Below are 12,892 nucleotides of genomic sequence, written 5' to 3'. Positions count from 1 at the left end.
TTAAGATTCCGGATCATCCGGAAACACACCAGGGAGGAATTTTCACATGGCAATGGTAGTTAAGAACAACATGTCGGCGGTCAACACGCTCAACATCCTGAACCGCAACCAGTCGGCTCTTGCGAAGAGCCTGCAGAAGGTCTCTTCGGGCATGAAGATCAACGATGCCGGCGACGATGCATCGGGCTATGCCATCTCCGAGCGTATGCGCGTCCAGATCCGTTCGCTCGATCAGGATAAGCAGAACACGCAGAACGGCAACAGCATGATGAAGACGGCCGAGGGCGCTGTCGCAAGCACGGTCGAGATCCTCAAGACCCTGAAGGAAAAGGCCATCAACGCTGCGAACGACACGAACACGGACGAGGATCGTCGCACGATCCAGAAAGAGATCAACCAGATGGTTGACCAGATCGACGACAATGCGCTTGCTACGTACAACGGCAAGTACCTCGTCGATGGTTCGCGCAACAGCATCGGCACGGCAACCTGCACGACGCTGACGAACAACGCGCTGAGCACGGCTGCTGGATGGGGCTCGGCACTGACGGCACTTGAGAGCCGCCAGAACGAAGGCCTCAACATCCAGTCGACGGATAACGTCACGGTCTCCTATGTCCGCCAGGGCAAGACCTACACGACGACGTTCTCGGTCGGCACGAATGCACTGTCGGATATCATCTCGAAGACGGCATACAACGGCACGGACTCCCTCAAGGGCTCGGCGCTTGTTGATACCACGAATGTGACGGCTGGTGCTTGGATCGGTCTCGACAAGTCCGGCAACAGTGTCTACACGGCAGACAACAAGACGGCACTTTCGATCAACTCTGCCGGTGCTGGTACGTCCTATCAGATCTCGGCATTCACGATCGGCATCACGGACAACACGGGTGCTCTCCGCAAGACGGCGAACACGAGCCTCGATGCATTCAACGAGCGTATCCGCTCCGAGAACAAGTCCGTGGACAACGCTCTTGTCCTCCAGACGGGCGTAAAGTCGAACCAGGCGATCAAGGTTAGCATGACGGATATGCGTTCGCTCGCACTCGGCATGAAGGGCATGGATGGCTCTGTCATCAGCGTCCAGACGCAGGACAAGGCGAATGCAGCGATCAACTCGATCGACTCCGCTCTCCAGAAGGCGCTCGACGAGCAGGCCAACATCGGCGCTGTCCAGACGCGTCTCCGCTACACGGCTTCGAACCTCACGACGCAGTCCGAGAACGTCCAGAACTCCGAGTCCACGATTCGCGATGCGGATATGGCAAAGGAGATGACGGAGTACACGAAGAACAACGTTCTTCTCCAGGCTGCTCAGTCGATGCTCGCACAGGCGAACCAGAACAGCTCTGCTGTCCTCTCGCTCCTCCGCTAATTCGTTTCGACGATTTATACGGAACTCAGGAATCCCTCCCCTCGGGGAGGGGTTCTTTTTTTGCCAAAAATTCCTGTATCGCGTATAATGGAGCGTAGAGAGAGGGTGTACCGGATGAGAATATCTGCGTGCTATATTGTCAAGGATGAAGCGGAGGAGCTGCGCCGTTCTCTTGCCTCTGTACGAGCTGCCGTGGATGAGATCATCGTTGTTTCAACGGCGGGCAGCTCTGCGGTGCGGGACGTATGTACTGCGTTTTCGGCAGAGGTTCATGACTTCGTATGGGGGAATGATTTTTCTCTTGCCCGCAATAAGGCGCTGCAGTATGCAACGGGAAATATCGTTATCTTCCTGGACGCAGACGAATATTTTCTGCACCCATATAAAGTGCGTCAGGCGATCACAGAGATTGTGCATGATCAGATGCAATGGGATATCGTCATGGTCGGTCTATACAGTTATCGAAGTACCATTGGGCAAGATGCCGATTATGAGAGATCCCCGCGTATCTTTCGTATGCCGGGAATGCACTACGAGGGAATGATTCACGAGCAGCTGGTACGCGACGACGGAGAGCGGTGGATTCTCGTCTATGCAGATGAGGATCTTTCTCTTGGTCATACGGGATATCTATCAGAGCGAGGATCGGAGAAGATAAAACGCAATATTGCCATGCTGGAGGAGGATGCGGCCCGGCATGGGCATACGACGATGCACGATGCCTATCTGGCGGACTGCTACTTTGGGCTGCAGGATTATGCACGTGTTCTTTCCCTCTCACGTAAGGTATTGGCAAGTGATGTGATTCTTGTCGGGACAGGGAGCAAGATCTATCATCAGATGATCGAGTCGATGCGTGCGCTGCACTATTCTGATTCGGAAATGCTTGCCCTTGCTGATGAGGCTCTTGCGAAGTACCCAGATCTTCCCGATTTCTATGCGCAGCGCGGGATGATTCTCTGCGGACTGATACGATATCCTGAGGCGGCAGAGTGTCTGACGACGGCACTATATAAATTTGATCATGGCTTTTCCGAAACTCACGATTCGAGCTTCTTTAACCCCATGGTGGCTGCGCGTGTGGCAGCGCGTCTCGCTCAGATCGATACGCATCTGGGGAATGAAGTACAGGCAAAGCACTGGCAGGAGAGAGAAAGGGCATATATGCAGGGAAATACTGTTGAAAACGCAGAGGATATTCGCATCAGTGCTTGCTATATTGTGCGCGATGACGCCGTCCACCTGAAAAAATCAATCGAAAGCATCAGGGATGCTGTGGATGAGATCATCGTCGTTGATACGGGCTCGCATGACGACACTGTGGCAGCCGCGCAGACCTGCGGAGCTGCTGTGTACGAATTTTCTTGGGCGGATGACTTTGCTGCGCCGCGCAACGCTGCACTTTCCCATGCCACAGGGGATTGGATTGTTTTTATCGATGCAGATGAGTACTTTTCAGATGAGACAAAAGGAAATCTCCGCACGGCGGTCACGGCGGCGGATGCCGAGAGTGCTGAGGTGCTTCTCATCCCTTGGCATAATATCGACGAAGTGACGGGCGAAGTGCTGTTGGATTCCTATGCGCCGCGCATCTTTCGCCGCCGTACAGGACGATGCTATGTTGGCCGTATTCATGAAGAGTTGCGTGATACAGATGGCACTGTGCCAAAAACGAATGCCGTTGCTCCTGCCCTGCTGACACTCGTGCATACTGGCTACTCTGCTGTGCTTACACGTGAAAAGGGAGAGCGCAATCTGCGTATCCTGCTGGCGGAACTCGAGACGACCAAGGAGCCGGAGCGGATCTTGGGCTATCTCGCGGAGACCTATGATAATCTGGGCGACGTCTATCATGCAGAGCAGTACGCACGCAAGGATGTGGCACTCGGACGGCGTTGCATCGTCTATGCGAGCCGCTGCTGGCGTATTCTGCTGCGCATCTATGGGATGCAGCCAATGCGGCGGGATGCGTATCTGGCTCTTGCGGAAAAGGCCGTGCAGGCGTTTCCGGAGCTGCCCGAGATGCATGCGGAGTATGCGGAGGCTCTGGCGGCATTTCATTGCTATCGTGAGGCGGCAGCGGCGGCTGTGCCGGCACTGGAGCTGGCGTCCCCCACGGGAACGGAACAGTCCCTTTTTACGGATGAGATGAGAGCGGAGCTGCAGCGCCGCGCAGAGATCTGGCAGCGTATCGATGCCCACACACATGAGATCCGCATTGCAGCATGCGTCTTTGCGCGCAATGATCGTCAGGATATGGAGCGCTGGCTTGAAAATGCCGCGGCCTATGCGGATGAACGCATCGTCCTCGACACGGGATCGACGGACGGTACACGGGAATGTGCGGAGAGCGCAGGTGCGAAGGTCTATGATTTCCTCTGGCAGGACGACTTCGCCGCTGCGCGCAATGCCGTGCTGGCACATGCGAATGCAAGTTGGGCAGTCGTGCTCGATGTGGATGAGAGCTTTTTTGACCCCTCCGAACTGCGCTCTTATCTAGCGATGATGGATGTCGTGATGCCGCATAAAGATGCTGTCCTTCTGCCGATTGTGCATGTGGATGAGGATGATGATGACCATGAGATCGGGCGTGCGCCGCACATCCGCCTCCTGCGGATGGGCCGTGGGCTTTTCTACGAGGGAAGGGTGCATGAGGCACTGCAGAAGAAGGACGGTGCGCCGCAGCTCTATCATGAGCCCGTCGCCCTCGCCATCCGCCACGTGGGGTACTCGGCAGGGCGGATCCGTGCCAAGCACGCGCGCAACCTTGCCCTGATGGAGCGGCGCATCAGCGAGGAGGGCCTTCGTCCGGGGGACTATCGCTATCTCGCCGATATCTATTATGGTCTTGGACAGTACGCATCGGCGCTGCTCTATGTGCGTGCGGCCTTGGAGGAAAATGTCACGTCCGTCGGCGCGCAAAGTCACCTCCATCACCTCCTGCTCGATGCGATGGAGAAGGAGAATGTTCCTCTTGCCGAGCAGATCGCAGCGGCGCATGCGGCATGCGAGGCCTTTCCGCATCTGCCGGACTTTTATGGGCGGCTTGGCCTTCTCCTGGATGCAGCGGGAGAGGATGCACTTCCTATATTGACGCGTGCGATGGAGCTCTATGCGCAGCCCGAGGATACGGGCGGCGAAACATCGGCATTCGCTGCATGGGCAGGTGCGGTGTCGGCGGCACGCGCGCGTATTCTTGCCGCGGCGGGAGCGCGTACGGCGGCTGAGGAGGAGCTTGCGCGCGCGTTCTCGCTCGGAACGGCGATGGAGGAGACCATGGATGCATTGGTCGAGCTGCATCGCGATATGGATACGGGCGCGTTGCTCACAGCACTCCGCGAGCGGCTCGGCAGAGATCGGGAGAGCCTTTCGTATCTTATCCGTTTTGCTGACAGCTACGGCTGGCTGCACTTTGGCGAGGCGGCACGCGATATGTATCGGCAAGAGACGGGCACGGAGTTCCCAATGCCTCTCCCCTATCGGTGGATGCGTTCGGATGCGCCCGCAGAACTGGGACAGCATATCGTTGAAACGCTTGCGGGAGACGTACGGGAGATGCCCGAGGTATTGCTCCGCCTCGGACAATCCACGCACGCGGAAAGTCCGCGTCTCTATGAGCGGCTGCGCGGCCTTCTGCCGCGGGAGATGCAGGAGTTCTGGCGGCATTACGATGAACCGGATGCCGTCCCGCGCCCGCAGCGCGCGGAGGGACTTCATCTCGTGCGCGAGGCGTTTGTACGCCATGCGGATACGGCGCAGACGGAGCGTTTCCTGCGCATTGTGGTATCATACGGCGTGGAGGAACTGCGTATTGCTGCCGATGCCTATATGGCGGCGGGACGCCATGCGGCGGCGCGTGCGGCATGGGAACTCTGTGCGCAGCAGGAGCAGGATGCGGATGCTCTCTATGGTGCGGGGCTTTGCACGATACGCATGGATGACACGGACGCGGGACGTGAGTATCTCATGCAGGCACTGGCGACGGCTCCTGCACATCGCAAGGCGAGGGAATTGATGGAGTGGATCGGATGAAAATCTCAGCGTGTGTCATTGTAAAGAATGAGGCGGAGAACCTTCCGCGCTGGCTCGCCTCGATGCGCAGTTTTGCTGATGAGATGATTGTCGTCGATACGGGTTCGACGGATCAGAGTGTGGAGATTGCATGTGCGGGCGGCGCGCGTGTGCTCCGTTTCGACTGGATCAACGATTTTTCCGCAGCGAAAAATTTTGCGCTCGATGCGGCGACGGGCGACTGGATCGTCTTCCCCGATGCCGATGAGTATTTTACGGAGGAGAGCAATCCGCGCGTGCGCCCTCTGCTTGAGGAGTACGACGCACATCCGTATCTTGACGGCTTCATCGTGCATCTCGTCAATATCGACGTGGATACGGGGGCGCTTCTCGGGACGAGTGCCGAGGTGCAGCGGATCTTCCGCCGTGCACCGCACATCCGCTTTGTGGGCAGCATTCATGAACACATAGAGAATCTCAGCGGCGATACGGCGCGGCAGATGATGATCGCGCCCGGTCTGACACTCTATCACACGGGCTACTCGCCGCGCATCATCAAGGGCAAGTCGCAGCGCGATCTGGAGCTCCTCCTTGCGCGCCGTGCACGCGGAGAGTACGCGAAACTCGACGAATACCATCTGATGGACTGCTATTATACGCTTGAGGACTATCCGCAGGCGGCACACTATGCACGCCTTGCACGGGACAGTGCGGATCGGCCGGTCGGTTCGGAGAATCGCCCCCATGCGGTCCTCCTGCAGTCTCTCATTCTGATGGGGGCATCGGATGCGGAGATTCGAGAGGCGTATGATGCGGCGCGTGCGGCTCTTCCGGAAAAGGCGGACTATCCGCTGATCTACGGGACGTATGCGTGGGATCAGTCGTATATCATGACGGCATGTGCTGCTTATGCGGAGGGGATCCATCTGCATGAGGAACACTATCGTGAGGGGGACTTCTCTGCCGTGCTTCTTCCAACGGCGTATATGCGTCTCGGCGAGGCGGCACTGCTGCGCAATGCACGGGAGGAGGCGATCCTATCGGCAGAGCATGCACTCCGCCTGAATCCGCGTCATGCACCACTCCTCGCCGCGTTTCTGCGGATCATGGCGGCGGTCGGCGCAGACGATGCCGCCATGATCGAGATCTTGAACGGGATCTATGATCGTGAGGCAGATGCGGCATTTCTCGCTTCGGTGCTGGCAGGCGCGGACGTTCCCCGCGCAGCGCTCTACTATGATCGGCGTAGTACGGCAAAGTTTCCGCCGCGCCGCCGCCTCCTGCTCGCGGGGGATGCGAATGCGGCGGCGGCATCGCTCATCGAGGAAATGGAGTGTGCTGCTGCGGTCGGTGCAGCCTGTGGAACAGGATTTTCTGCAGAGCAGCAGGGGGCTCTTTCCGTCCTCCTGCCGCGTTCCTGTACCGAGGTCCTCGCGGCACCCGAAGCACAGCAGATGCTGCGGAGAATTGCGCGGCTGGCGGAGGTGCGGCAATGAACGGGCAGAAGCTTGAGGCACTGCGTGACCGTATCTTTGCGGCGCTTGAGCGCGGGGCCGTGCGGGAAGCGCGGCGCAGCATCGAGAAGCTGCGTCGCTATGAGCCGGCGGAGGCGGCAAGTCTCCTGACGGCGCTCTGCATTGAGGAGAGGGATGCGAAGGGTGCCATGAAGGCGTGGCAGGAGTGCAGGGCGCGTGCGCCGCACGAGCCCTATACGATCTTTCTGCGTGCACGCATCCACCTCCTTATGGGAGAGCGCAGAGCGGCGCTGCGCGTATTGACGCCTCTTTTCGATGCGCCCATGTCTGCGGAGGTCGCGGAGAAAGTCTATAATCTCGCGGGGCAGTGCGCGCGTTTTCTTGGTGCTGCGGATAAGGCCGTCGCGTTCTATGCGCGTGCGCGCGATGCCGCGCCAAATCTCGCGCTGCGTGCACTCAACGCGAGCAATGTGCTCTTTAACCGTCACTATCTTCCTGCTGCGCCCGCGGAGGAGCGGAAGGCGGCAGAGGAATACGGCAGTCTCTTTGCTGCGATTCAGGGGCTTGATCACCGTGCACACCGACGAGGGCAGCGGCTTCGCATCGGCTATCTCTCTCCCGATGTCAGAGAGCATGTGGTGCTCTCGTTTTCGTATGCGCTGATGACGGCGCTCGACCCTGCGCGCTTTGCGGTGACCGTCTATGCGCTCGGCGCGGAGGACGCCTATACGGAGCAGGTCAAGCGTTCGGTGCAGGGCTTTCGTAATCTGTTACGCCTCACACCGGAGGCGGCAGCGTATGCGATCTATCGCGACGGGATCGACATCCTCGTTGACCTTGCGGGGCATACGGCGGGCAGTACGCTGCCGATTCTCGCCTATCGTCCCGCGCCCGTCCAGATCTCGGGCATCGGCTATTTCGCCTCCACGGGACTCAGAGCGGTGGATTACTTCCTCGCCGATCCCGTCCTTGCCGCAGGAGATGCAGAGCAGGGCTTTACCGAGGAACTGCTCGTTCTCCCCGCGACGCATTTCTGCTGGCAGCCGCTCCGCCCCGCTCCCGCCGCCGTGCATCCGCCGGCCGCCGGCCGCGGCATTGTGTTTGGCAGCTTTAATAACTTTACCAAGGTCAATGACCGTGTCCTGCGCGTATGGGCGGAGATCCTGCGCCGTGTGCCGGAGAGCCAGCTCTTTCTCAAGGCGGACATTTTTTCCGAGGATGATGCGCACGCGGAGGTGCTGGAACGGATTGCCGCGGCAGGCATTCCCACGAGCTGTGTGGATGCAGAGGGAAATTCTCCGGACTATCTCGCGGCGTACAACCGCATGGACATTGCGCTCGATCCATTCCCCTATCCCGGCGGCGGGACGACCTGTGATGCGCTCTATATGGGCGTGCCCGTGGTGACGCTTTCAGGGGAAACACTCGGCAGTCGTTTCGGCGCATCCCTCCTCGTGAACATCGGGGCAGAGGCGCTGGTTGCTCATACGGAGGAGGAGTATATCGCCTTGGCCGTTTCTCTCGCCGGGGATAGACAGACGCTGGATGCCCTGCATACGGGACTGCGTGGGATGTTGGCGCAGTCACCCGTGATGGATGCGGCAGGATACGGCGCGGCGGTCGGCGCGGCATACGAACAGGTATGGTCAATCTATGAACAGCACAGTGAACAGCTAAAGTCCATTGATGATCATGACGATAGTATCTATAAGGATAGTAAGGCTCTGCGGGAGCGGCTCTTTGCCCTCCTTCGGGCAGAGCAGTATACTGCGGCGCAGGAGCTCGCGGAGGATGCCATGGCATATGGCGCAGCGGAGGATATGCTCCGCTATCTTCACACCTACGCCATAGAACGGCAGGGGGATCTGCCGCGCGCGATGGCTCTCGCGGAGGCGTATCTGAAGACGGGGAGCAATGCGCTGCGCCATGAGTTCATGCGGCTGCGTGCCGCCGTTGCCTATCGGATGGGGGCTGTGCGGGCGGCGGAGTACTATCGCTGCGCCTATGAGGAGGAGCCGTCCGATCCGGCGCTGTATAGTTCCTTCCTTTTGGCGAAGAATGCACAGGATGTGGATGACGAGGAGCTCTTTCGGGCGCATTGTGCCTACGGTGAGCTCCTCGCTCACGTGCCGCAGTATACCTACGGGAAATCATACGCGCATCCAAAAATTCGCGTGGGCTATATTTCGCCGGACTTTCGCCGCAATGTGTTGCAGCATTTCGTGCAGCCCTTTCTGACGATGTATGATCACACGCGCTTTGCGGTCTATGTATACAGCACGGCGGAGCAGCCGGATGAGGTGACGGCTGGGCTGCGTCCACATGCGGATCAGTGGCGGGAGATGGGCGGACGCACGGCGGAGGAGATCGCCGCGCAGATTCATGCGGATGAGGTCGATATTCTCGTCGATCTGGCGGGACACGCGGCGGGCGGCGCCTTGCCCGTGCTCGCACGCCGTCCCGCTCCCGTACAGATGATGGGACTCGGCTATATGGCGACATCGGGGCTTTCTGCCGTCGATTACTTCCTCACGGATGCGCTGTGCGACCCCATTGGTGGTGAGAGTGAACGGTATTTCACCGAGAAGCTGATCCGTCTGCCGAGCCAGTTTGTCTATGTGCCGCGCGCGGGGCTGCCCGCGCCGACGGGGACGCCCGCGCGTCAGCGTGGATCGATCCTCTTCGGGGTGTTCAACCAGTACCGCAAGTGGACCGACGAGATGCTCTGTGTATGGCGGGAGATTTTGGAACGCGTACCGCAGGCCAAACTGCTGCTGAAGTCGCAGGTGTTCTTTGCCGCTGCGATGCGGCGGGAGGCAGAGAAACGCCTTGCGCGGCTGGGATTTGATCTTGACCGCATCGTACTGGAACCTGCGACGACGGACTATATGGAGCGCTATCTCGATGTGGATATTGCGCTCGATACCTATCCGTGGCCGGGCGGTGGGACGACCTGCGACGCGCTCTATATGGGCGTGCCCGTGGTGACGATGTACGGCACGCGGCGCAGTACGCGCTTTTCCGATGCGATGCTGCATCTCGTCGGTGCGGAGGAGCTGGCGGTCACATCTGTCGCGGCATACATCTCCTGCGCCGTCTCACTGGCGGAGGATCTGGATCGTCTGGACGAAATGCACCGCACGCTGCGCAGGAAGATGGAGACATCACCACTCATGGATCAGAGGGACTATATGCGCGCACTGGAAGAGGCTTATATCATGGCATTGAGAAATGCTGGACAGGGGCTATGATGAAAAAGAAGAAAAAGCAGAAGGCGCGAGTGGAGGCAGGGAGCGGCCTGCAGAAGATTCGACTGGGCTATCTCTCCGCCGATCTGGGTGAAGGGCGACTGCGCGAATGGCTGCCCATGTTCTTCACAGCGTACGATGCCTTTCGCTATGAAATTTATGCCTATCATACAGAGATGGGCGGCGATTCGTCACGTTTTGCTGAGAAGGCGACGGTACGTGAGGTTGGTACGTGTACGCCCGAAGAAGCGGCGGAGCGCATTCGTCGCGATCATCTCGATCTGCTCGTCGATCTTTCACTCGATGCGGTCAGCGCACATCATGCTGCGGTGATCCAGCAGAGGCCGGCAGAGCATATCGTGTCGCTGGCGGAGCATATTCCCGCAGGGCTTGCCGTGCGTCTTCCGATGGTTGAGGGACAGGAGGTTTTCCCCTACTGCTATACGCAGATCGAGGAAAAAACAGCATATACCTATCGCCCCCCGCTGCTCGATACGGGCATCCCAACCATCGGCGTGAGCGGCAGCATGACGGCAGGCGAATCCTCCCATTTTTTGGAACTACTGTCGTATCTGCTGCCCGCGATCGGCGATGTGCATCTCGTTTTGCCCGCGTCCATCGCGGGGGCACTGGGCGCGGAGAACATCGAGCAGATCGCCGCGTGCGGCAGTGCGGGGTCGTCCCTTGACTTCGTGGATGAGCTCTCATACGATACACTGGATGTCGCGCTTGGCCTGTCGGTCGATCTCGTCGATGTCTGCCATGCGGCATCGCATGGGATTCCCTTGATTACGGCAGAGCATCTTGTGCGGGATCGCTATGCAAAAAAACTGCTGTGTCAACTGGAGCTTCCCCCACGATGCGACGTACAAGGAGCGGCAGCTGCGTGCCTGGCTCTGTGCGCTGACCGTGAACGATTGTCAGCGTGTCATGGACTGCTGCGCTGGCGGCTGTTTGATTTCTGCGATGCGGGGACGCTTCAATTTGCACTGGAGCGTGCCTATGAACGAGTTCTTGCAGAGGGAGACGGGCGATCTGTTGCTGCATTGAGAGACGAGCTCGCCCGTGCTGCATCGGTGCAGAACTGGAGTGTCGTGCTCGCCGTTGCCCACCAATTAGATGGGCATGATGCACTCTCTGCGGAGCAGCGTATGAGCCTTGCATGGGGCTATCACTTTGGTGGTGCAGCCCCGCTGGCGGCACGGTGGGCAATGTCCGCACAGGGGCTTCCCACGGATCGTGAGGGGGCGCGGCTCTACCTCTCGGTTTCAGGCGTTGAGCCGGGAACACTGGTGGGGGCCTTTGCGTATGTGCAGCATGGACTAAAGCGCATCGAAGAAGGGCTCTCTGTTGTGCCAGAGGTTCGTACGACTCTTCTGAAGGCCTATGCGGATCAGTCTTCCGCCGATTGTGACCCGGAACAGGTTTCGCAGTATGCAATCGCCTATGCGCATGAAGCTCCGACACTGTTCCTACGTGCTACCTACTACGGTGCGGGGCTGATGAAACTCAATGCGGCCGATATCAGTGCGCAGGAGGTCTATGAGAAGAGCCTGGGCTATGACGCGCTCTTTGCTGATGTGCGGCCCTACACGCATCGGGGCCGACGAAAAAAGGATAAGATTCGTATCGGCTATATCTCCGGGGACTTTCGGCAGCATGTCATGCAGTACTTTATATGGCCGTTTTTGGCGGGGTATGATGCAAATGCGTTTGACGTTTACGTATATAGTCTTGGAAAATCAGATCAGTATACGAACTTCTTTCAGACGCTCGTGACAAAATGGCGTGATCTCACCTCGTATGAGCAGGATACCGTGCGTATTGCGCGTGAGATCCATGAGGATGAGGTGGATATCCTTTTTGACCTTGCAGGACATACAGGAAATACAGGGCTTGCTGCCCTCGCGTGGAAACCGGCACCGGTCCAGCTCTCGGGGCTTGGCTACATGGCAACGACGGGGCTCCGGGCCGTGGACTACTTCGTGACGGATCACTACTGCGACCCCGAGGGCAGCGGAAGCGAGGAGCTCTATGTGGAAAAACTCCTGCGCCTGACGAGTCAGTTCTGCTATAATGGGTATACGAATCTCCCCGCATCAACGGGAACGCCGGCGCGGGGGCGCGGCTATATCCAGTTCGCCTCCTTCAACCAGTACCAAAAATTCTATGATCCTATGCTGCGTGCGTGGCAGGAGATTATGGAACGTGTGCCGCAGTCGCGACTTCTTCTCAAAAACAACGCCTATGCAAAACCAGGGGTGGTGCAGTCGGCCTACGAGCGACTGCAGCGGCTCGGCTTTGATATGAGCCGCGTGCAGTTTGAATGTGCAACCAAGGACTATATGTGGCGCTATCTCGATGTGGATATTGCGCTCGACACCTTTCCGTGGCCAGGCGGCGGGACGACCTGCGACGCGCTCTATATGGGCGTTCCCGTCGTCTCCTACTATACGGAACGGCACAGCACGCGCTTTACCTACAGTCTCTTGGCGAACATCGGGCTCTCCGATCTCGCGTCGACCAGCCTCTCGGACTATGTCGAGACGGCCGTGGCGCTGGCGGGGAATCTCGACCTCCTCGATGCCCTGCATCGTGAGCTCCGTGATCGGATGAAGGCGTCACCCGTCATGGATCAGGAACGCTACATCCGCGAAATGGAGGAATGTTATCGTGCCATCTGGAACGCGTGGGAGAGCGAGAACACGTCCCGCTAGCCGTGTCTTTGCCCCTGTGGAAAAGGCGATGGGAGCGGGACATCTGGAAACAGCACTGCGGAT

General features: G+C 58.7%; 5 protein-coding genes. All 5 read left to right on the top strand.

Going from position 1 to position 12,892, the window contains the following annotated elements; genetic code table 11:
* Positions 1-46 precede the first annotated feature (46 nt).
* Positions 47-1,378, top strand: a complete 1,332-nt coding sequence (locus C1713_RS06865; protein ID WP_102493422.1) for a flagellin N-terminal helical domain-containing protein — start codon at positions 47-49, stop codon at positions 1,376-1,378.
* A 114-nt stretch (positions 1,379-1,492) separates the two neighbouring features.
* Complete coding sequence (locus tag C1713_RS06860; protein WP_170950790.1) at positions 1,493-5,410, top strand: glycosyltransferase; 3,918 nt, start codon at positions 1,493-1,495, stop codon at positions 5,408-5,410.
* Positions 5,407-6,885, top strand: coding sequence for a glycosyltransferase family 2 protein (locus C1713_RS06855; protein ID WP_102493420.1), 1,479 nt, complete (start codon positions 5,407-5,409; stop codon positions 6,883-6,885). The genes C1713_RS06860 and C1713_RS06855 overlap by 4 nt, the downstream gene beginning before the upstream one ends.
* Complete coding sequence (locus tag C1713_RS06850) at positions 6,882-10,115, top strand: O-linked N-acetylglucosamine transferase, SPINDLY family protein (RefSeq protein WP_102493419.1); 3,234 nt, start codon at positions 6,882-6,884, stop codon at positions 10,113-10,115. The genes C1713_RS06855 and C1713_RS06850 overlap by 4 nt, the downstream gene beginning before the upstream one ends.
* The gene (locus C1713_RS06845; RefSeq protein ID WP_102493418.1) at positions 10,112-12,829 is read left to right on the top strand and encodes an O-linked N-acetylglucosamine transferase, SPINDLY family protein; all 2,718 of its coding nucleotides are present in this window, start codon (positions 10,112-10,114) and stop codon (positions 12,827-12,829) included. Before C1713_RS06850 ends, C1713_RS06845 begins: the two co-directional genes overlap by 4 nt.
* Positions 12,830-12,892 lie beyond the last annotated feature (63 nt).

This window comes from Centipeda felix (genome assembly GCF_900186465.1).
GTDB lineage: Bacteria > Bacillota > Negativicutes > Selenomonadales > Selenomonadaceae > Centipeda > Centipeda felix.
Note: the sequence above shows the minus strand (reverse complement) of the source record. Positions and strands in the feature narration are given on the sequence as shown.